Annotated in this window: 27 protein-coding genes; 1 reads left to right on the top strand and 26 read right to left on the bottom strand. The window is 38.6% G+C overall.

The genetic code is table 11. The annotated features are described in order from the left end of the window. Window position 1 precedes the first annotated feature (1 nt). From mgsA to ABES52_RS03055, 3 genes are read right to left on the bottom strand one after another with little or no spacing between them, the layout of a single operon-like run. Window positions 2-409, bottom strand: a complete 408-nt coding sequence (gene mgsA, locus ABES52_RS03065) for a methylglyoxal synthase (RefSeq protein ID WP_429648857.1) — start codon at window positions 407-409, stop codon at window positions 2-4. A 16-nt stretch (window positions 410-425) separates the two neighbouring features. Next, a complete protein-coding gene (gene dapB / locus ABES52_RS03060; protein ID WP_429648805.1) occupies window positions 426-1,226 on the bottom strand; it encodes a 4-hydroxy-tetrahydrodipicolinate reductase in 801 nt (266 codons plus the stop codon). Continuing rightward, window positions 1,226-1,561: a nucleotide pyrophosphohydrolase gene (locus ABES52_RS03055; protein WP_429648803.1), complete on the bottom strand. Its 336-nt coding sequence runs from the start codon at window positions 1,559-1,561 to the stop codon at window positions 1,226-1,228. Before ABES52_RS03055 ends, dapB begins: the two co-directional genes overlap by 1 nt. Window positions 1,562-1,730: 169 nt before the next feature. On the opposite strand from ABES52_RS03055, the gene ABES52_RS03050 reads away from it, so the two are divergent. Continuing rightward, window positions 1,731-2,597 carry a YitT family protein gene (locus ABES52_RS03050; protein WP_429648801.1) on the top strand — a complete coding sequence of 289 codons (867 nt, stop codon included), beginning with the start codon at window positions 1,731-1,733 and terminating at the stop codon, window positions 2,595-2,597. A gap of 38 nt (window positions 2,598-2,635) precedes the next feature. Here the strand turns inward: ABES52_RS03050 and ABES52_RS03045 are convergent, their stop codons facing one another. The 23 genes from ABES52_RS03045 to folE all read right to left on the bottom strand — a co-directional run. Continuing rightward, window positions 2,636-3,319, bottom strand: coding sequence for a zinc metallopeptidase (locus tag ABES52_RS03045; protein WP_429648799.1), 684 nt, complete (start codon window positions 3,317-3,319; stop codon window positions 2,636-2,638). A gap of 74 nt (window positions 3,320-3,393) precedes the next feature. After that, on the bottom strand, window positions 3,394-4,191 hold the full coding sequence (gene ypjB, locus ABES52_RS03040; RefSeq protein WP_429648797.1) for a sporulation protein YpjB: 798 nt from the start codon (window positions 4,189-4,191) through the stop codon (window positions 3,394-3,396). A 73-nt stretch (window positions 4,192-4,264) separates the two neighbouring features. After that, window positions 4,265-4,831 carry a lipoprotein heptaprenylglyceryl N-acetyltransferase LhaT gene (gene lhaT, locus ABES52_RS03035; protein WP_429648855.1) on the bottom strand — a complete coding sequence of 189 codons (567 nt, stop codon included), beginning with the start codon at window positions 4,829-4,831 and terminating at the stop codon, window positions 4,265-4,267. Window positions 4,832-4,997: 166 nt separating this feature from the next. Beyond that, on the bottom strand, window positions 4,998-5,765 hold the full coding sequence (locus ABES52_RS03030; RefSeq protein WP_429648795.1) for a c-type cytochrome: 768 nt from the start codon (window positions 5,763-5,765) through the stop codon (window positions 4,998-5,000). A gap of 52 nt (window positions 5,766-5,817) precedes the next feature. Next, a complete protein-coding gene (gene qcrB, locus ABES52_RS03025) occupies window positions 5,818-6,492 on the bottom strand; it encodes a menaquinol-cytochrome c reductase cytochrome b subunit (protein WP_429648793.1) in 675 nt (224 codons plus the stop codon). A 13-nt stretch (window positions 6,493-6,505) separates the two neighbouring features. Beyond that, complete coding sequence (locus tag ABES52_RS03020; RefSeq protein WP_429648791.1) at window positions 6,506-7,012, bottom strand: QcrA and Rieske domain-containing protein; 507 nt, start codon at window positions 7,010-7,012, stop codon at window positions 6,506-6,508. A gap of 152 nt (window positions 7,013-7,164) precedes the next feature. After that, window positions 7,165-7,626, bottom strand: a complete 462-nt coding sequence (locus tag ABES52_RS03015; RefSeq protein WP_429648789.1) for a YpiF family protein — start codon at window positions 7,624-7,626, stop codon at window positions 7,165-7,167. A 175-nt stretch (window positions 7,627-7,801) separates the two neighbouring features. Further along, the gene (locus ABES52_RS03010; RefSeq protein ID WP_429648787.1) at window positions 7,802-8,368 is read right to left on the bottom strand and encodes a ReoY family proteolytic degradation factor; all 567 of its coding nucleotides are present in this window, start codon (window positions 8,366-8,368) and stop codon (window positions 7,802-7,804) included. Window positions 8,369-8,392: 24 nt separating this feature from the next. Continuing rightward, the gene (locus ABES52_RS03005) at window positions 8,393-9,670 is read right to left on the bottom strand and encodes a tetratricopeptide repeat protein (protein ID WP_429648785.1); all 1,278 of its coding nucleotides are present in this window, start codon (window positions 9,668-9,670) and stop codon (window positions 8,393-8,395) included. 30 nt (window positions 9,671-9,700) lie between these two features. Next, window positions 9,701-10,576, bottom strand: coding sequence for a hypothetical protein (locus ABES52_RS03000; RefSeq protein ID WP_429648783.1), 876 nt, complete (start codon window positions 10,574-10,576; stop codon window positions 9,701-9,703). 116 nt (window positions 10,577-10,692) lie between these two features. Then, window positions 10,693-11,991: a 3-phosphoshikimate 1-carboxyvinyltransferase gene (gene aroA, locus ABES52_RS02995; protein ID WP_429648781.1), complete on the bottom strand. Its 1,299-nt coding sequence runs from the start codon at window positions 11,989-11,991 to the stop codon at window positions 10,693-10,695. Between the two features lie 10 nt (window positions 11,992-12,001). Beyond that, window positions 12,002-13,102 (bottom strand): prephenate dehydrogenase, encoded by a 1,101-nt coding sequence (locus tag ABES52_RS02990; protein WP_429648779.1) that lies wholly within the window; start codon window positions 13,100-13,102, stop codon window positions 12,002-12,004. Between the two features lies 1 nt (window position 13,103). Next, window positions 13,104-14,210, bottom strand: a complete 1,107-nt coding sequence (hisC, locus tag ABES52_RS02985) for a histidinol-phosphate transaminase (protein ID WP_429648777.1) — start codon at window positions 14,208-14,210, stop codon at window positions 13,104-13,106. 21 nt (window positions 14,211-14,231) lie between these two features. After that, a complete protein-coding gene (gene aroH / locus ABES52_RS02980) occupies window positions 14,232-14,597 on the bottom strand; it encodes a chorismate mutase (RefSeq protein ID WP_429648775.1) in 366 nt (121 codons plus the stop codon). Continuing rightward, window positions 14,594-15,688, bottom strand: coding sequence for a 3-dehydroquinate synthase (gene aroB, locus ABES52_RS02975; protein ID WP_429648773.1), 1,095 nt, complete (start codon window positions 15,686-15,688; stop codon window positions 14,594-14,596). The genes aroH and aroB overlap by 4 nt, the downstream gene beginning before the upstream one ends. 1 nt (window position 15,689) lies before the next feature. Then, on the bottom strand, window positions 15,690-16,862 hold the full coding sequence (gene aroC / locus ABES52_RS02970) for a chorismate synthase (RefSeq protein ID WP_429648853.1): 1,173 nt from the start codon (window positions 16,860-16,862) through the stop codon (window positions 15,690-15,692). Between the two features lie 138 nt (window positions 16,863-17,000). Then, window positions 17,001-17,771, bottom strand: a complete 771-nt coding sequence (locus tag ABES52_RS02965; protein ID WP_429648851.1) for a CheR family methyltransferase — start codon at window positions 17,769-17,771, stop codon at window positions 17,001-17,003. Between the two features lie 180 nt (window positions 17,772-17,951). Further along, window positions 17,952-18,398 carry a nucleoside-diphosphate kinase gene (gene ndk, locus ABES52_RS02960; protein WP_429648771.1) on the bottom strand — a complete coding sequence of 149 codons (447 nt, stop codon included), beginning with the start codon at window positions 18,396-18,398 and terminating at the stop codon, window positions 17,952-17,954. 101 nt (window positions 18,399-18,499) lie between these two features. Beyond that, a complete protein-coding gene (gene hepT, locus ABES52_RS02955) occupies window positions 18,500-19,462 on the bottom strand; it encodes a heptaprenyl diphosphate synthase component II (protein WP_429648769.1) in 963 nt (320 codons plus the stop codon). A 14-nt stretch (window positions 19,463-19,476) separates the two neighbouring features. After that, a complete protein-coding gene (locus ABES52_RS02950; protein ID WP_429648849.1) occupies window positions 19,477-20,196 on the bottom strand; it encodes a demethylmenaquinone methyltransferase in 720 nt (239 codons plus the stop codon). A gap of 6 nt (window positions 20,197-20,202) precedes the next feature. Beyond that, entirely contained in the window at window positions 20,203-21,009 is an 807-nt protein-coding gene (locus tag ABES52_RS02945) for a heptaprenyl diphosphate synthase component 1 (RefSeq protein WP_429648767.1), read from the bottom strand. Between the two features lie 237 nt (window positions 21,010-21,246). Further along, entirely contained in the window at window positions 21,247-21,471 is a 225-nt protein-coding gene (gene mtrB / locus ABES52_RS02940) for a trp RNA-binding attenuation protein MtrB (protein ID WP_429648765.1), read from the bottom strand. A gap of 36 nt (window positions 21,472-21,507) precedes the next feature. After that, window positions 21,508-21,966: GTP cyclohydrolase I FolE (gene folE / locus ABES52_RS02935; RefSeq protein WP_429648763.1), on the bottom strand; the 459-nt coding region annotated here is incomplete at its 5' end.

The following is a 21,966-nucleotide window of genomic DNA, read 5'->3' as shown; positions in this document are numbered from 1 at the left end:
ATTAGCCTCCGTTTCTTTTATGTACATTTCGCCATTGTAGGTCTCCCCTTTGTAACCCGTGAATTAAAATTTCAGCGGTTCCCATGTTGGTTGCTAACGGGATTTGGTACACATCACATAAACGAATTAATGCTGATACATCTGGTTCGTGAGGTTGAGCTGTTAATGGATCGCGAAAGAAGATAACGATATCCATTTCATTTTTAGCAATTAACGCTCCGATTTGTTGATCTCCACCTAATGGTCCAGACTGGAATCGGTGGACTTGCAAATTAGTAGCTTCCAATATCCGCTTACCCGTTGTCCCTGTTGCATATAACGTATGTTGTTTTAAAATCGGTTCATAGGCAATCACAAATTGTACCATGTCATCCTTTTTTTTATCGTGAGCAATAAGCGCAATGTTCACTTCCATCCCCCCGATGTTAATCCATAATATGCTCTAACCCGTACACCAACGTTTCTAAGTGCATAATTGTATCCACGCAATGCTTAACTCCTGTCATAAAAGACCCTCGGTGATACGAATCATGACGGATCGTTAACGATTGTCCTTCTCCTCCAAACATGACTTGCTGATGGGCAATTAATCCTGGTAAACGGACACTATGAATCCGCATCCCTTCAATATTTGCCCCTCTTGCTCCGGAAAGCGTTTCTTTTTCATCAGGGTGACCTTGAGTCTTTGGTGAACGTACTTCTTGAATTAATTGTGCTGTTTTCACTGCTGTTCCTGATGGAGCATCAAGCTTTTGGTCATGATGCATTTCAATAATTTCAACATCCGGTAAATATTTGGCGGCCATTTGAGCAAACTTCATCATCAATACCGCACCGATCGCAAAGTTTGGAGCAATAATACATCCGAGTTTTTTTTCTTCCGCTAATTGTTTTAGTTCTTCTAACTGCTCATTTGTAAAGCCCGTCGTACCTACCACTGGGCGAACTCCATACATTAATGCCGTTTTCGTATGTATGTAACCTACTTCCGGTGTCGTCAAATCAATAAAGACATCCACGCTTTCGTTTTGAAACAATTGGTCGATGTTTGTATAAATCGGAACATTTACTCCCGGAAAATCTGGTATGTCACTTAATAGTTGACCATCGTATTTTCGGTCTAATACAGCGACTAGTTCAAAATGATCCGTTTGTTGAACCATTTTCACTGCTTCTCTGCCCATTTTACCGCGTGGTCCCGCGATGGCAACGCGAATTTGACTCATCATTTGTCCTCCTTTCTTGTCCAACGATCTTTATCTCTCGTGTGAAACTTTTCCATGACCATGTCATGCGCTGACTGTAAATCGATATTTAACGAATTCGCTAAACAGATTAATACGAAAAGTAAATCACCAATTTCTTCTTCAATCGTTTTTTCTTTTTCCGTTTTTTTCTTAGGTTTTTCTCCATAATAATGATTAATTTCTCTCGCTAATTCTCCGAGCTCTTCGGTCAGCCTTGCTAACATGGCTAATGGTGAAAAATATCCTTCTTTAAATTGACCAATATACGCATCGACTTCTTGTTGAAGCTGTGCGACAGTTTTTTGCTTCTCCAAGTCCATCGTCCCCTTTCTTATCATAATTCATGTTAGCTAATTCCTTATATTTTTACAAATAATTTTTCTTTACATAATGGAGAGCATCCAAATATTGCTTGATCATCAAGCTTTAGCTATAATAGGAATTCCGATGATACACAATTTTATTCACGGGGGGGGAAGACAGATGTTCGGATTACGTTGGAAAAATACTTTATTTATTTTAATAGGTTCAGCTATTTTTTCTTTTGGCATCGTTCATTTTAATATGCAAAATAATTTAGCCGAAGGTGGATTTACGGGTATTACGTTATTGCTTTATTTTATTTTTGGAATTGACCCTTCCTATACTAACTTAGCGTTAAACATTCCACTCTTTTTCATTGGTTGGCGATTATTAGGGAGAAACGCGTTTTTTTATACGCTAATCGGAACATTGGCTGTTTCGATTTTTTTATGGGTGTTTCAACGTTTGCAATTAAACATTCCACATGAAGGAGATTTATTTTTAGCTGCTCTTTTTGCGGGTGTATCCATTGGAATTGGATTAGGAATTATTTTTCGGTTTGGTGGAACGACAGGCGGTGTTGATATTATTGCCCGATTGGCCTTTAAATATCTTGGCTGGAGTATGGGAAAAACGATGTTTTTATTCGATGCCGTTGTTATTACGTTATCGTTAATTACATATTTAGACTATCGGGAAGCGATGTACACGTTAGTAGCTGTTTTTGTCGGAGCTCGTGTCATTGATTTTATGCAAGAAGGTGCTTATGCAGCAAGGGGTGCGATGATCATTTCTGAAAAGCACGAGAAAATAGCTGATACGATTTTAGAGCAGATGGATCGAGGCGTCACCGTATTAAAAGGATATGGATCGTTTACGAAACAACCTCGTGAAGTGTTATATTGTGTTGTCGGCAAAAATGAAATCGTTCGCTTAAAAAATATTATTACTTCTGTTGACCCCCATGCATTTGTTTCTGTTACGGTTGTTCATGACGTATTAGGCGAAGGGTTTACGTTAGATGAAAACAAAAACCCGATAGAATAAATGAAAAAGGTGTCTCAGTATTTGAGACACCTTTTTCATTATTCTTCATCACCTTGCATACCAGTAAAGATTAATACGTATCGGAGTAATTCAAGTAATGCTACTGCAGCTGCAGCTACATAAGTTAACGCGGCTGCATTTAATACCTTCCGAGCATGACGCTCCTCTTCGTTTCGAATAATACCTAGTGAAACAACTTGATCCATTGCACGAGAAGATGCGTTAAATTCCACTGGTAGTGTAACGACTTGGAATAGAACAGCAGCCGCCATCATTAAAATCCCGAGTAACAAAAATCCTGAAAGCTGTGCGATAATTCCAATGAAAATGAGAATCCACGAAAAATTTGAACTAATATTGACAACCGGAACTAGCGCATGGCGAAAACGTAGAAATGCATACCCTTGAGCATCTTGAAGTGCATGTCCAACTTCGTGTGCTGCCACCGCAGCTCCAGCAACTGAGTATCCATGGTAGTTTGCTGGAGACAGATGTACCGTTTTTGTAAGTGGGTTGTAATGGTCACTTAAAAATCCATGTGTTTCCACTACTTTGATATGGTATAATCCGTTATCATCTAAAATTTTTCTCGCTACTTCTGCTCCAGTCATTCGTGATGAAGTGGGTACATTGGAATATTTATTGTACGTCCTTTTCACACGGAATGACGCCCATAGGGGAACGATTAGAATGAGCAAGAAATAAATAAGAAATCCGCTCATCTTATGCCATTACCTCCATCATTTATCAATGTTCTTCTTTTCAAGAACATTTTACTCATTCTATAAAAAGAAAGTCAATCATTTTGCTCTTGTTTCTTTTTCTGTTCATTTCCTTTATATTTTCTCCAACCGACGTAAGATAATGTAACTATGATAATACTACCAGTAGAGATAATGACCCACCATAAGGATGGATCGGCTTCATCTTCTGTCGTATTGTTAAATAAATACTGTAAATCGTTACGTAAATTCGTTAATTGATTGTGTGAATCTCTATCAGTAAGAACTTCTGTACGATAACGGTCGATAAATGCAATTTGGGCATCCAATTTTTGTACGGTTTGGACAGGAATATCTACTTTTAAACTCGGTTGAATGACACTATATTTCGATAAAAAAGAATTTAAATGTTGATGATACAATAAGGAATCTCCTTCTTGAGCCGCTTGTTCTACTTGTTGAAAGGCGGTCATAATCGAATCTTCCATTTCCGTCCATAACGGTTGGTATTGAGTAACGAGTGCATCCATAACGAGTCGGAATGTTGTTACTTTATTCAAGCGCTCTTCTGGCGTTAGTGACATGTTTGTTAAGGCCGAAAGCGCTTGGTTATGAGTCGCTGTTAAAATCCGTAACTCATCCATAGAAAACAATCGCTCTTGGATTGTTACAGTTGTAAATTTATTTGAAAAATATTCAAGCAACCGTTTGGCCTCTTCATATTTTCCTAGTTTCGTTAAAGCTAATGCTTCGTCAGCGATCTCGTCAAGTTGTCCTAACGATTCATTTGATTCAGCCAATGTAGTATGTGAAAACCAAGTAATCCCGGTCAATAGAAACCACAAAATTACTATTATAGTTACCTTCTTCATCCTTGTCCCCCCTCAAACTACTAGTAATATGTATGATAGGGTGGACAAGTATAGAACTTTCTTCCGATGAAATTTAATCGTTTTTCGCCAAACTGTAACGATGAACCGTTAAAAAGTAAGTTAAACCGATCGAAAAAATGCTTAGCCAAAACGTAAAGTATCCAATCTCTTGGACATACATATGTAATTGGGAGTAGCGAGGATATTGAGCGAACACATAATCAATCACATCGTTATGTAACGTCCAAATACTTGCGACAATAATATGGCGCAGTTTCACTTGTAAAAAAGGCGAATATAAGATACCTTGAATAGCCATCGCTAGGTGTGACACTATTAACAAATACCCTTGCCATGGTAAATATCCTGTTACTTGAAGGGTGAGAATGTTCATCACAACTGCCCAGACCCCATATTTAAACAATGTTAATAACGCGAGAGCTTCTATATAAGGGATATTTGTTCTCAACAAAAAACCTATTAATACAATGACAAAAAATAAGCTGGCTGTAGGGCTATCAGGAACAAATGGTAAAAAATGAGGCGGTGTTTCACTTAATTGAGAGCCGTACCATACATATCCGTATATCGTACCCCCAATATTAATCAATAATAGTGCCCATAAGACGAGCCGGTTCATTAATAAGTTTCGCCAATATACCAATCCTTATCTTCCTTCCTTTATCTTTTATTACATCCAAATTGTAGCATAATTAGTAGATTACCTTACAACATCTTAGTCGTAATTCAATGAATTGACGATAAAAAAGGGCCGCCCGAAATTGGACAGCCCTTAACATATCACCTTATTCAGCTTTTAAACCGGAGATAAACTCTGCTAATTTTTGAAGATCTTCGTCTGTACCTTTAAATAGCCCAGCTGGCATGCCTGGCGCTTTACCGTTCACAGCGATGTCAGCCACTTCTTCAGGTGTTAATCCTGTGTCAACTAGTGCAGGAGCAGCTCCACCTTGTAAATTATCTCCGTGACAGTTGATACATCCATTTTCTTGATAAATTTTGTAGCCTTCTGCTTCTTTATCAATTTCTACTTCAGCAACAATTTTACCTTGTGCTTCGCGTGCTTCCCAGTCAACTGCAACAGCCGACTCCCAAGTAAGATAAATGGTTGCTGCAACTGCCAGTAACATAAAACCTGTTGCAAATGGACGTTTCGTCGGACGACGATGTGGCCCTTTATCAATGAACGGTGCTAATAGCAGGGCACCAAAGGCGATACCAGGAATAACAATCGCACCAATCACGTTGTATGGACCAGAAGCGTACGTATACTTCAGTAATTGATAAAGGAATAAGAAGTACCAGTCTGGTAATGGAATGTATCCTGTATCAGTCGGATCCGCCACACGCTCAAGCGGAGACGGGTGGGCAACCGTTAAACATAAATAACCGATTAAAAACACGGAACCGACAAGCCATTCTTTTAATAAGAAGTTTGGCCAAAACGCTTCCGTTTTACCTGGATATTCCGAGTAATCTTTCGGAATATTTGGCTTTCGTTCAGCAGAGACGCGAGAGTCCCCAACGAACTTCATGCCTTTACCGCGATGCATAGCGTCCCCCTCCTTCAAATTAAACTACAAAATTATCCGAACGTACTCAATTTTACAGTGGACCTGAAATTCCTTGTTTACGAATCATTAAGAAGTGGGCACCCATTAAGCCTAATAAAGCTGCTGGTAAGAAAAAGACGTGAATCGCAAAGAAACGAGCTAATGTTTGGGCACCAACGATTTCTGGGTGACCTGCTAATAATGTCTTAATTTCATCGCCGATAAATGGAACAGCGCCAGCAATTTCAAGACCAACTTTCGTTGCGAATAGCGCTTTCATATCCCAAGGTAATAAGTATCCTGTGAAACCTAAACCTAACATAACAAAGAAAATAAGAACCCCAACAATCCAGTTTAGTTCACGTGGCTTTTTGTACGCACCTTGGAAAAATACACGTAACGTATGTAAAAACATCATTACGATAACGAGACTCGCACCCCAGTGGTGCATTCCACGAACGATTTGTCCAAAAGCTACTTCGTTCTGTAGGTAATAAACAGATTTCCAAGCGTTTTCAATATCTGGTACATAATACATAGTTAAAAACATACCAGACAAGATTTGGATAACCGTTACAAAAAACGTTAATCCACCAAAGCAGTAAACAAACGCCGAAAAATGGTGCGCTGGGTTTACGTGCTCAGGCACTTCGTGATCGGCAATATCGCGCCATAAAGGCGTAATATCTAAACGCTCGTCAACCCAATCATACAGTTTGTTTAACAATTATTACGCCTCCTTACACAAATGGATTTGCCTTTGGTTTACCTAAATAAAGGTAACCATCCACCACTTTTGTTGGGTATGCATCCAACGGAGCGGTTGGAGGTGTACCAGGTACGTTCTTACCATTCTTCTCATAAAGCCCGTTATGACAAGGACAGTAGAACATGTTTTGATGTTTTTGATCTCCGTTCCAGTTTACTGTACAGCCAAGGTGTTTACAAATTGGAGAGAGGGCAACGATTTCCCCTTTTTCATTTTTATATACCCAAGCTGTGTTCGTAACTTCTGAAACATACCATGCATCTTTTTGCTCGTATGAGAAGTCTACACGTTGAGGTTCGTTCGTAATTTCATCCACTTTCAATTTAGTTGGATGAAAATCACCTGCACCCTTTGGTTGTAATACAGGATCCACCGCAAAACGAACCATTGGCATCAACATTCCTGCTGCCATAAATCCGCCTACTCCTGTAAGCGTATAGTTAAGGAATTGACGACGTGATACACGATGTTTGCTCATCCTTTTCCCCCCTCTATCTTAAGGTCAGTCCTACGGACAAAGTATTCGCACATATACAAAACTAGGACATACTCATGATATATCAATCTTTTGACAAGGTCAATAACCACGGAGAACAAAACGTGTCAACAATGTGACGATTTTCTGAAAAATTATGGTTGATGTTGCCACTTATGAACGATAAGTTGAATCAACTGTTTCACTTGGTCGTCCATCAGCGAATGTTTAAATTGCCGGTCAACATGCTCAAGTGGTACGGAAGGAACCCATAGCACTGTTCCCTGTAATAAATCTTCATACGTTTTCCATTCAGGGTCTGAAGTTAGATAAAATACATGCACGAAACCCTGTTGTTTACATTGTTCTTCCCATCTACGGAGACGTTCTCCTTTTTCTTTTTCCTGCTCGAGGTAACTAAACGGAGGAAAAAGAAACAATCTCCCCTTAAATTGTTTTTCTAAATATGTAGATAATAATAGAATAAATTCTCCTTGTTGTGCAGCTTGTTTCATTCCTCCTTCATCGAAACGAAGTGGAAGAAGAGGGATGATGGCTGTGTCAACAAATTGTTTTTCTTTAAAATAAGTTTCTACATCTTTTCCATTCCAATTCATCCTAATTTCTCCTCTGCCTTTATGTTTCGTTACCTAGAATACCACATTCTAAAGAAAAAAGGGATTTTTTCCTCTCCTTTGTCTTATCCTTCACCGGAAGGCAAGAGTTTATGTACTGTTTCTGATTCATTCTTTTATGCCATATAAAAAGAGCCTGACGTTTTGCAACAGGCTCTTACGAATGATTTTTCTCACTTCGTTTCGGTTGTAACCGATTTAATTGTTGAACAAGTTCTTGAAAGCGGTGCTCATCTTTTTGGTCTAATGCTTGATCAATTTCTTTCAATAACCGGTTTTTTTGAAAATCTTTAATGCACATCTTTAAAAATTGTTCCGCTAGTATACGATCTTCTTCTGTAATATGGATGTTTTTCGGAACGTACGGATTTTCTTCTAATACGGCTGCATATTGATGAGATGTACGAGCAGAGCGAAAGTTTAACTGAATATAAATGTTTTCATCCTTGTTTAAACGAATATCGTGGAAGGATTTTTCAGCATCCGTGGTCATGACATTTTCTTTGTAAAAACGAAACGGAGCATCATCGACACAATGAGTAGACATGATTAACCCGCGTGGACAATACTGGGCATCTTCTACAAAATGAACTTTCTCCATCAGTTGGTCATGACTCATTAAATAATTTAAAATCCAAACACATTCTCTTCGTTTTAATTGGTAGTGATTTAAAAACCATCGAATAAATTCTTTTTTCTCATTGACAGATACAGGGGTGTTCATCTTCTCCCTCCTCTGTATTATTCATCATTCTAACATACGGGTATCTTCCTGAAGGCGTTCGACAAGCATGATATATTCTTCATTCGTAGGGTCTTGTTGTAATAATTGCTGATAAATAGTATAAGCTTCTTTTAACATTCCTTCTTCAAGCAGAAATTGTCCAAAATCGTTTAAAAATTCTGGATGATTCTTAAAGAAAGTATATGCTTGTTGGTAACGTTTTAATGCCTGCTCATACTGTTCTACCTCTTGGAGAGATACCGCCATGTCCCAATCCAATTGAGGGTCGTGCTCACCTTCTTTTTCAACCATTTCCACTAGCTCAATGACCTCTTCGTAACGCTCTTGATGAAGTAATAAACGATTTAATTGAAGGGCAGCTTCCAAATAAGATGGGTCAATTACTAACGCTTGTCGAAAAAAGTGTTCTGCTTTTTCTAAATTGTTTAGTTTCATCGCTATTTTTCCACCAAACGCAAGCAATTCTTTGTTAAATTCATTAAATTTTAACCCTTCTTCAATGGTTTTCACACTTTTTTCAAGTAGTTCTTCGTGTTCGTATGCCTTTGCTAAGTAAAGGTACAACGAATGATATTCAGGGTCTAATTCTTTTAATTCGGTAAATTTTTCAATCGCCAGCTTATAATAACCCGCTTGATAGGCAGTAAAAGCATATCCGAATAATGTATTAATTTCTAATCGTTCATCTAATGCTTTTTCATAGTATGGAAGAGCTTCTTCAAACGCTCCACCTGCACTTAACGTATCGGCTAAACGATGATGAATCGATGTTCCAGCAATTTCTGTTTCGCCTTTTTCTAATAATTGTTCGTAATGTCGGATTGCTTCTAAATGTCTCCCTTGGGAGGCATATAATTCGGCTAAAGCAAATTGAATGACTGGCTCATTCGGAAGAAGTTGTTGTGCTCGGAGTAATTTTTGTTCACTTACTTCAAAAAGCCCTTGCGATTGGTACAAATCCGCTAAAAGGACGAGGGCACGTGGATATACTGGATCGTTCTCAGGGATTTGTTCTAATTGTTCTAAAGCGGCATCTTCTTGATCCATGTCCACAAGCGTTTCCGCTAATAACACTTTTAATTCCCCTTCATCCGGATATTTTGTTAGCAATTGTTCATATAATTGTTTTGTCTCTTCTAAAAAGCCAAGATGGTATAGTTCTTCTGCCAATTGAAATTGTTCTTCATCACTTCCATTTTTAAGAATCTTTTGGAACGTTTTCTTTGCATTATCTAAGTCTCCTACCTGTAAATGTTGCAACATTTGTTGTGGCGTATTCATTAGGCATTCCCTTTCTATTTCGTTCATTTTCTATTGGAAATATAGTGGTCGTTTAATTTTTAACTCAGTTCCAAAACCAGGCCGATATTCGATTTTATCATATATTTTTATTATTTGTCCTTTAAAAACGGTTAGCAAAGGGGCGTCTGTTGGGACCGAATCATTAAGTGTTGTTTGATTATACAGGTTATAAATTATTTCTCCACCAACCATTAAATTTCCTCTAAGCGGAAACACGCCAATTTTTTTCAAAATTCGTTCTTCGATAGGTGTATACGGAACTATCTGTTGAGTATAATGAGTTATTTTTTCGTTTTTCAACACCGTATCCCATCTTTTTAGTATTTTTTTTCGTTGTTTGTCGTTTATTGACGATGGAAGATAAGGAATTAACACCAATAGATATGGGAAGATTGCTTCTTTAATCCATCCCCAAGGACAGTCTTCCCATGCTCCATCTTCATCGAGTTGAACCAAAATAGCCGGAATAAGTAATTTTTTACACGTTCTCACAAAGGAAGGGGTTAAAACTTTTGGTGGCACTAGAGGACAGATTAGGAAGTCAATAGGTGAATTAAATAATGACGTTCTTCGAAGGTTTAGTTGTTTGGACAAATCTTTTTCATACCGAATGGGAATGACGGAAAGTACGGTTGTACAGCCTTTTGATAAAAAGTGGTGAATAAAATGTTCTTTTAATTGAGAATTCGACCAGTCATCAATCGGTGCATCATCCATCATCACGTGAGTCGGTGCAATGATAAACGAAGAAATGTTCATGCGCATGTATTGGTAGCGAGAATAAGATGGGCGAATACCACGGATTTTCCCGTCTTCTACTAATAATTCCATTTCCTTTCGTTTAGTATTCGTCCACATGGTGCCTCCTTCAATGATATATTTCATCTAACCATCTCCTATGCTCATTTGTTATTGACAAGCTATGAACAGATGAAAAAAAAAATGACAAAAAGCGGGTGACAAAACTCACCCGCTTACACAATTACATAACTTATATTTGTTTAATCTTTATTCATCCCTAATATTTTTAAATCTTCAAAAAAAGTTGGATAAGAAACAGAGACGGCATGGACTCCATCAATGGTTACTTCTGATTGACATATGAGGGAGGCAATTGCTAGCATCATACCGATTCGATGGTCCCCATAAGAACGGACGTTTCCCCCTGTTAAAGTACATTTTCCATGAATGATCATTCCATCCTCGGTCGGTTGAATATCAGCACCTAATTGTTGTAGCTCATGACAAACGGCATCAATTCTGTTTGTTTCTTTCACCTTTAATTCTTCTGCATTTCGAATAATGGTTTTTCCTTCGGCTTGAGTAGCAAGTAGTGCAATAATTGGAAGTTCATCAATTAATCGTGGAATCATCTCCCCTCCAATTTCAATTCCTTTCAATTTTGAAGAGCGAATGATAATTGTTCCAACTGGTTCTGTGGAATCATAGCTTTCGTCTACAATCGTAATATCTGCCCCCATTTGTTTCATTACATCAATAATGCCTGTTCTTGTCGGATTGAGTCCAACATTTGGTAAGATAATTTCACTTCCTGGGACAATAGCGCCCGCTACGAGGAAAAACGCTGCTGAAGAGATATCCCCTGGTACAACAATATTCGTTGCTTTTAATGTTTGTTTTCCATTCAATCGAATAACATTTCCATGTTTTTCAATTTCGCCTGAAAATTGCCGAATCATTCTTTCAGTATGGTCTCGACTTGGAGCAGGTTCAAGAATCTCGGTCGTCCCTTCACTTTGTAAACCAGCTAATAAAATAGCCGACTTTACTTGCGCGCTCGCAACAGGTAATTCGTATCGAATGGCATTTAGCTGTGCTCCTCGTACGGACAACGGAGTAAATTCTCCATTTTGACGTCCGTCAATGATGGCCCCCATTAATTGTAAAGGTTTCGTTACCCGAGACATCGGTCGATTCGCAATGGATTCATCACCTATGAGGACAGAATGAAACGGGCGACCAGCTAAAATTCCGAGCATAAGGCGTGCCGTGGTTCCTGAATTTCCGACATTTAAAATGTCTTTTGGTTCTGTTAAACCGTCCCAGCCCTTCCCATGTACGGTCACAGTCGTTCCATGCTGTTCAATATGAACTCCTAAGCGTCGAAAACAAGAAATCGTACTTAAACAATCATCTCCAGTTAAAAAGTTTTCGATGGTGGTCGTCCCATTGGCGATGGCCCCGAACATAACCGCCCGATGGGAAATGGATTTATCCCCAGGCACTTGGACCGTTCCTCTTAAAGGACGACTTTGTGGTTTGAGCGATAATGTGTCCATTGTACTCCCCCTATGCTAAAAAGACTTCGTAATCGGTATGTCGTTTAATGCATTGCTCCGCACGTTTACGATCTTGATCGTTTTGGAAACTAATGACAAGGATGCCATAAATATCTTCTCTTGTTTCCATAATGCGAATATTCGTAATACTAATTTGTTCATCTGCTAAGTAACCAGTAATTTCAGAGATTACTCCTGGATAATCGGGTACATCTACGTATAGGTCATAAAACGAAGGAATGGCTCCTTGTTGAAATGCTGGCAAATCGTCACGAAATGTTTTAGCTTTTTGAAAGTACGCATAAATATTCTCACTATCTTCTTGCTCAAGCATTCGGTCAATGTGTTCCATTTCACGCTTCCAATATCGTAATAACTGCTGCATCACTTCTTTATTATGTATGGTAATTTCTTTCCACATGCGTGGGTCAGAAGAAGCGATTCGGGTAATATCACGAAATCCACCAGCAGCAAGCCGTGATAATAGCGGAAATTCGCCACCAAACTTTTCAGCTTGGTGCACAAGCGATGCCGCAATAATATGAGGAAAATGACTGATGACTCCTGTCATCATATCGTGCTCATCCGGTTTTACTTGAACAAATTTTGCCTTCGTTTCTTTCAGCCAAGTTTTTAAACGCTTCACATCTTCATCAGCACCATCAAAAGGTGTTAACAAATAAAAAGCATTTTCAAATAATATATCTTTTGCTGCGATTACACCACTTTTATGTGAGCCAGCCATTGGATGTCCACCAATAAAAGTAATACCCTTTTCATGCAATTGTGTCGCTTGTTCCATGATGCGGCCCTTTGTACTTCCGGTATCTGTTACAATCACTCCATTTTTTAAGGGAAGTTGTGAAAGTTCATGTAATAGACGTTCCGTTTGAATGACTGGAGTGGATAATATGATTAAATCGGCCTTTACCACTTCATTTTTCCAATCTTCTGCTGCTTCATCAATTACTCCGAGCGATAGACCCAACTGTAATTGTTTCTTGTCCACATCATAGCCAATAATGTGTGCGTGGGGGTGAGCTTTTTTAATACAAAGAGCAAGCGAACCCCCAATCAACCCCAGTCCAATAACAAGTACCTTTCCCTCCATATCATTCCTCTCCTTTGACCTGTTGTTCTTGAATAAAACGTTCGAGTTGTTCGATTAATTGAACATTTTGTTCATATGTTCCAATTGTAATCCGAACACAGGTCGGGAATCCGAGAGCTTTACCTGAGCGAACGATAAAACCTTTTGTTAATAAATAACGAAAAACGTCGTCTCCATCCCTTCGAAAGTCAATCAAAATAAAGTTCGTTTGAGAAGGGTAATAAAATAATCCGTGTTTTTGACAAAACTTATAATATTGTTCGAGTCCTTGGCGATTTCGCATTCGACAATCTTGTATAAAGGTTTGGTCTTCGAGCGCCATTTGGGCAGCTAGTTGACCTAATGTGTTTGTATTAAACGGTTCTCTAACCGCTTCAAGACGCTTGATGACGAACGGGTCACCCACTCCATAACCGACTCGGAAAGAAGCGAGACCGTAGATTTTGGAAAACGTGCGTAACACAAGTAAATTGGGATATCTTTCAAGCAGAGAAATCGCATCATAATAATCATCAGCGACAACGTACTCATAATAAGCTTCATCTAATACAACAAGTACGTCTTTAGGAACTGCTGATAAAAAGGTCTTGAGTTCTTTTTCCGGAATGTAGCAACCTGTTGGATTATTCGGACTACAGAGCCAAACAACCGCTGTTTGGTCATCAATGGCTTGTAACATAGATGATAAATCGTGCTCGCCGTTAACTAACGGAACTTCTCTAACTTCTGCCCCTTCAATTCGAGCATTATGTTTGTATTGAGGGAACGTCGGTGTAGCCATGACGGTATTTATCCCAGGCCGTAATAACGCTCGACTAATCATTAAGATCACTTCATCAGAACCGTTCCCAAACGTTAATTGCTCGATATTAACACCAAGATAGTTCGCTAACGTGCTCCTTAACGAATACGCATATCCATCAGGATATTTCGCTAAATCATTGGCTTGTTGTAACAAGTATTTTATTACTTTCGGGGAACAGCCGAATGGATTTTCATTTGAGGCTAGTTTAATCACTTGTTCGATACCGAATTCTCGCTTTACTTCTTCAATCGATTTTCCTGGCTGATATGGCTGTAGTTGTTTGATAGGCTCCTTCCACTTCAAAACAGTTTCCCCCTTTAATCCTTACGTACGGTTCAAATCAGGACGTAAATGTTTCGCCCCTTTCAAATAAACATGATGAATATCTTCTTGTTTCTTTGATGTATTCACATGAATCATCACACGAATACATTTTTCAAGACTATGAGGAACTGGCATTTCTTGCATACACATGACAGGAACGAATGTCCATCCTTCTAAACTTCGTAACGCTTTTGCTGGAAATGATGCATTTAAATCAGGTGTTGCTGAAATGAAAACGGAAGCTACTTCTTCAGGCAAAATGTCATTTTCTTTAATCATTACTCTCAATAATGATAAGGTCGATTCTACAATTGATTGTTCACTGTTATCATCAGCCGTAATCGCTCCACGGATGCCGCGAATCATTTCATCTCCTCCCCTAAACGAATGAATTGATCGAACGTTTCCTCAAGTATTCGTTTATCAACACTTTTCATCATTGGCTGACCGATATCTCGTAATAAAACAAACACCGGCGTTTGACGACTTGCTTTTTTATCTCTTTTCATCCGCTCCCACACGTCCGAAAATGTCAGATTACGATCAAAAGAAAGGCGATAACCTAAAGTATGAATCCATGAAAGAAATGGTTTAAACGGAAAGTTGAGCTTGTTCATTTTTTCACTTAGTAATAACGCGTAAACCATTCCCATCATGACGGCTTCTCCGTGTGTGATATTACCGTATCCATATGCAGATTCAATCGCATGTCCAAGTGTATGTCCAAAATTTAAACAGGCGCGTACCCCTTGTTCTTTTTCGTCTTCTTGGACGATTGTTCCTTTGATGCGAATTCCGTTCGAAATTAAATGGACGAGTACTTTATCCCCTAGATTATGTAAAGTTTTGACCTTTTCGACTAAAAACTCAAAAAACATTGGATCAGCAATTAATGCATGTTTAACGACTTCCGCAAATCCGGACCGCCATTCATGCATCGGTAACGTTGATAAAAAAGAGAGATCATAAAACACCGCTTCCGGTTGGTAAAAAGATCCAATCATATTTTTGCCAAGTATATGATTAATTCCCACTTTACCTCCAACCGAACTATCATGCGCAAGCAACGTCGTTGGTACTTGCACAAACGATATTCCTCTCATGTATGTCGCTGCGACAAAACCAGCTAAATCTCCTATGGCGCCCCCGCCAACGGCTATGATTTCTGATTTACGATCTACACCATGTTTTAGCGCAAAAGAAATACATTTCTCGTACTCTTGTAAACTTTTTGATTTTTCTCCAGCGGGAGCTTTATACATTATCGCTTGCTCATGACTAGAGAGTAGCTGTTGAATGGTTTGGGGATGAAAAGCAGCCACTTGCTCATCTACAATCAACAACCATTTCGATACTGTTTTATTTTTCATATATTCTTTTAATGCTCCAATTGCATCTCGTCCGACGTAAACGTTGTACGATTTTGAAGAAGTAACAATTGGTATCGTTTTGACCATATTAAAACTCCTTTGCAAAGGCACGATGTTCGGCAATCGTTTTTTTCAACGTATCCATTCGGTCCCCGTAGAACTGTTCAACTAAGGCGTTGGCTAATTCCCACGCAACTACTGCTTCCGCAACAACCGCAGCTGATGGTACTGCACAGCTATCAGAACGCTCAATACTCGCTTCAAACGGTTCTTTTGTATGAATATCTACGCTTTTTAACGGCTTATAAAGGGTTGGAATAGGTTTCATGACTCCTCGTACAACAATTGGCATGCCGGTTGTCATGCCGCCTTCAAATCCTCCTAACCGATTCGTTAAACGGTAGTACCCTTTTTCTTTAGACCAAGCAATTTCATCATGAACGGCACTTCCTGGTTTACGAGCCATATCAAAACCTAATCCAAATTCCACACCTTTAAAAGCATTAATGCTCACTATTGCACCAGCAATTTTCGCATCAAGCTTCCGGTCATAGTGAACATAGCTTCCAACGCCTGGAGGCATTCCTTCCACAATCACTTCCACGATGCCACCGATCGAATCCCCATTTTTCTTTGCTTCATCAATCGCGTCCATCATTTGTTGTTCTACTTCCTCATCAAAGCATCGAACTGGTGATTGTTCGGTTTTTTCTTGTAACTCTTTTATGGATGAATATGGTTTAGGCGAAGCTTTCACTCCACCTATTTCTACCACCTGTGAGGCAATTTCAATTCCTAATTCTTTTAATAGCTTTTTCGCTACCGCCCCAGCTGCTACACGAACAGTCGTTTCTCGAGCCGAAGAACGTTCGAGTACATTACGCATATCTTGATGGCCATATTTAATCGCTCCGTTTAAATCGGCATGCCCTGGACGTGGACGGGAAATTTTCCGTTTTATTTCATCATCAGCACCTTCTTCTAAAGGTTCGACTCCCATAATCTTTGTCCAATGTTTCCAATCTTTATTTTCTACGACTAAGGCGATGGGCGAGCCAAGCGTTTTTCCATGTCGGACGCCCCCTAAAATCTGAACACGATCCTTTTCGATTTGCATCCGCCGACCTCGTCCATACCCTTTTTGACGTCGCGCAAGCTCTATATTAATATCATCTGCTGTTAGCGTTAATCCTGCAGGCACCCCTTCGATGATGGTTGTTAATTGGGGACCGTGGGATTCTCCAGCAGTTAAGTACCTCATCATTCTTTCCCCCTTCAACTCATTAAAGAATTATGTATCAATATACCATATTTACTAAATAAATTCCTAGTACTTTCTTATGTTCTTGTAAAAATATTTTTTTAAAATAAAAAAGAACTATCATATATTGATAGTCCTTTACTCTTTCCGATAAAAAAACGTATCTTCTGTTGTAAATCGATAGTTACTAGGATTGAAAATTTGTTCCGTACTTCCGACAAACAGCACCCCACCTGAACGTAACGCACGACTAAATTTATGATAGATGTCGTTTTTCGCATCCTCTGTAAAATAGATTAATACATTTCGACAAACGATTAAGTCAAAATCTTGACCGTATGGATCAGCAAGCAAATTGTGTCGTTTAAACGTCACCGTCCGAGTGATTTCAGGGGCTAGACGATAAAAACTTCCTTCTTTTGTAAAGTATTTCTCTTTCATATCACGCGGTACTTCTTGTAGAGAGCGTTCAGGATAGACAGCTAATTTCGCTTTCTGTAAGGCATTTTGATCAATATCGGTTGCTAATATTGATATTTGAGAAAACGGTAAGTAATTCGACAACACCATCGCAATCGTATATGGTTCCTCTCCAGTTGAACAAGCGGCACTCCATATTTTTAACGGTTTCCGTTCGTTAAGTAAACGAGGGAAAATTTTCTGTTGTAAAACTTCCCAGCGTTTGGCATTACGATAAAATTCGGATACGTTTATGGTTATCCGGTCTAACAATTCGTGAAATAACTCTTGATTGTTTTCCATTTCCTGAAATAATTCAGCAAACGAGCGAAATCCTTTTTTTTCATAAAAAGAGGTTAAACGACGTTTCATTTGAGCTTCTTTATACAACGATAAATCGATGCCAGATTTTCTCTTAAAGTTTTTTATAAATTCTTGATAATCATACACCATGTCCATACCTCACCATCACGAAAAGTAACCAAATCATAGTATAAGGGAAATTTGGACGTACGTGTAAAAAAATATCAAGTTTTTACTAATATTTCACAATTTCATTACCTCACATATATAGACAATATAAAAAGTAGTAAGGAAAAGTTCCTTACTACTTTATTGAGCCTTCACTCCTTAGTAAATCCATTGGTTCATTAACTTGTTATAAGAAACAAGTTCTTCTTCTTTAAAGAACAAGCCGATTTCACGCTCAGCACTTTCTGGAGAATCAGATCCATGAATAACGTTTTTACCAACTGTTAAACCAAAGTCACCACGAATGGTACCTGGTTGTGCTTCTTTTGGATTTGTTGACCCCATCATTTGACGAGCTGTTGCAATGACATTCTCACCTTGCCATACCATGGCAAACACAGGGCCAGATGTAATGAAATCCACTAATTCTCCGAAAAATGGACGCTCTTTATGTTCAGCATAATGTTGTTCCGCAAGCTCTTTTGAAACTTGCATAAATTTTGCGCCTACTAGTTGGAAACCTTTTTTCTCCAAACGAGAAACGATTTCTCCAATTAACCCTCGTTGAACCCCATCAGGTTTAACCATTAAAAATGTTTTTTCCATGTCATCCCACTCCTAGCAACTATGTATTGATCATGTAACCGATTCCAAAATTCATAGTACCACCTATTTTCCGATTTGACAACGTTTCTATTAAAAAATTCTTAATATTTTCTTTTGCCAATATAATTTACGATTTTTTGAAAACTTTGTTTTGCCCGATTGGCTGGCAACTGATCAAGAATGTTTAGCGCCTTATTTAAATACATGCGACTTACATCATACGAACGGTCAATCGCCCCTGAAGTTTTAATACGCTCAATGATGGCACCTATTTCTTCTTTAGATGTTTGTTCATGCACCTTTTCAATTTGTTGTCGTAATAAAGGGGACTCCATTGCATATAAGACGGGTAACGTAATATTACCTTGTAATAGATCACTGCCGGCTGGTTTTCCTAATTGTTGTTCAGTGCCGACAATGTCTAAAATGTCATCCGTAATTTGAAACGCCATGCCTACATAATAGCCGAACCAATACATTTTTTTATGTATCTCTTCGGTACATCCTGCAGCGATGGCTCCTAATTGACAACTAACAGCGATTAAAAGAGCTGTCTTTCGTTTAATGCGACGTAAATAATCGCGTACTGATTGATTAAATCGGTATTTATCTTTGATTTGTTCAATTTCGCCTACACAAACTTCGACAATCGTATGAGCCAAAATTTGATGGGCAAGCGGATAAGGGATATTCGTCATCCGCTCTAATGATCGGGCGAAAATATAGTCCCCTGTATACATCGCAATTCGGTTATCCCACTTTGATTTAATGGTCGGCTTCCCACGACGGAGGGCTGCATCATCAATAACATCGTCATGTACAAGTGATGCCATATGAATCAACTCAAGGGCCACGGCGACATCCTTTATCACTTCAATGTCATAATTTCCAAACTTTCCTGCTAACAAGACAAAAACGGGGCGTATTCTTTTGCCGCCAGCTTGTAATAAATGTAAGGAAGCCTCGGAAAGGAGTGGGGAGTCGGCCTGAATGGCGACTTCTAATTCTTGCTCTATGCGATCAATATCCGGTTTTAAAAAAGTATACATCATTTGTAATTTCATGATTTCCACCTAGCTTAACGACTTCCATCTTCTTTTTTCATCCCGAAGTGGACAGCAGCCACTCCGCCAGTATACGGTTTGTATGTGACGTTACTAAAACCTGCTTGTTCGAATAATTGTGCTAATTCCTTCATCCCCGGAAAATCACGTGCTGATTCTTGTAGCCAAGAATATTCTTTATAGCTTTTGGCGAAAATTTTTCCGAAAACAGGCATGATATATCGAAAATATAAATAATACAATTGCCGGTAACCAATCATTGTCGGTTGTGAAGTTTCTAAACAAACCGCAAGTCCACCAGGTTTTAATACGCGATACATTTCTTTTAATACATGTAAATAATCAGGAACATTACGTAACCCAAATCCAATGGTCACATAATCAAACGTATGATCTTCAAATGGAATTTCCATCGCATTTCCGTGAATGAGTTCCACGTTCGTTAATTGTTCATGAGCTACTTTCTCTTTTCCGATTTTCAACATATTTTGACTAAAATCTAATCCGAAAACTTTCCCTTCAGGTCCAACAGCATGGGCTAGGGCAATCGTCCAGTCAGCTGTTCCACAACATAAATCCAACACTATAGCGCCCTTTTGAACATTCATCCGCTTCATCGTGTCTTTTCGCCAACGCAAATGTTGTTTAAAGCTAATAACGGAATTCATCCAATCATATTGTTTATAAATTTTTTCAAACACATGATGAACACGTTCTTCTTTGGATTGTTGCATCATCATTTACCCTTCTTCCACAAAAGATTTCGTATGTAAATATAACGTACCAGCTAATTGAGATAACCGATTATTCCAATAAGTGGAATTCACTTTCCCTTTTAACAATAGTTTAGCGGATGTAAATGAGGAATCAATCAATCGTTCTAAGCAATTGAAAAGTACCGTCCGTTGCTCGTTTGATAAAAGATGCGTTTTTTCTTTTTGATTTGGCAAAGTGAACGTTTGTATTAAGTTCATAAGTACGGAGTCTTGTTTTTGAAAAAAGCGCTCTTTTTCGGATTTTAATCGTTTTAAAAATAAATATTCACGAGCAAATTGAAATAAGGCATCATGCTCCGTTTGGCGAAACGGTACTAATAGTTCAACTTCTATATTTTTCATCAATTCGAGTCCCTTATCCAAACTGGAGCATTCTTTTTGATAAAGTTGAATCTTCCAATCATTAATACGTTGAATCGATTCAGCGAGACGGCGAATCATCTTAACATGGTTGGCATTCGCTAATAAATGGTAGTATAGTCCGCTAAAATAATCACCTGCTAACACGGTCAATTGCCGTTCACGTAGCATACCGTAATCATTGGTTACTTGTTCGTGGGTATCAAGGGCAATTTGAATAAGTGCAATCGTTTTCCCAATCAGCTCCAATTCTTCTCGATTTTCCACTTGCTTTTCTAGCATAGTTAACAAAAATAGCTGTTTATCTTCGTCCACTTTTGGCAAGCGGACAAAGCGTTTAATATAGGAATGATTCCGTTCTTTATCGACTTGTTCTTTTACATTAGCGAGTATGGTCAACAAATGTTCCAATCGTATCACCCTTAATCCCATTTAATCCGCATTCACTCGAAATAGCATCTTTCATTATACCATAACCACTATGTAATAGCGATTTTTTCAATAAAGTTCATTTCATTTACAATAATGATTTATTTGTTATGTTGCCGAAAAGGGTTCGTTTTCTTTTTTTTTTGGAAAGATTTTTCAAAAAAAAAAAAAAGGCTGTTTCCAATTCTTAAACATCAAAGAAAACAGCCTTATTTCATTCTATTTTTTTGTTTCACTTTCAATTTCGCCAACGCTTGTTAAAATTTTTGCCTTACCACGTACTTTGATGGCTGAAGTATGTTCCGTAAATTGAGCAATCATTACTTCACCTTTGTCTAATTTCTCCGAATGGTGAAAGCGAGTATCGGAACCACGCGTTAATCCAATGACATTGACCCCATCCTCTATCGCTTTAATCACCACAAAATCGTTTTGAACATTCACGATATCTCCATCCTCCTTTTTGCAAAAGATGTACTATTACTTAATAAATGAAAGTATTTCTGAACGTTTCACATGATCTTCTTCAAAAACTCCACGAACAGCTGTGGTCACGGTTTTTGATCCTGGTTTTTTTACACCGCGCATCGTCATACACATATGTTCCGCCTCAACAACGACCATGACACCATGCGGTTCTAGCTTTTCCATTATAGCATCGGCTACGGTTGCCGTAATTCGTTCTTGAAGTTGCGGTCTTCTTGCCACAGCCTCAACAGCTCGTGCTAACTTACTTAGGCCTGTAACACGTCCGTTACGAGGAATGTAAGCGACATGTGCTCGACCAAAAAAAGGAACTAAATGGTGTTCACACATCGAATAGAACGGTATATCTTTAACAAGCACAACTTCTTCGTGATCTTCACTAAATATTGTTTCAAAATACTCTTTTGGATCTTGATTTAATCCTGCGAAAACTTCTGGCTCTATACTAAATGT

This window comes from Aeribacillus pallidus (assembly GCF_050478865.1).
Taxonomy (GTDB): Bacteria; Bacillota; Bacilli; order Bacillales; family JACDOC01; genus JACDOC01.
Note: the sequence above shows the minus strand (reverse complement) of the source record. Positions and strands in the feature narration are given on the sequence as shown.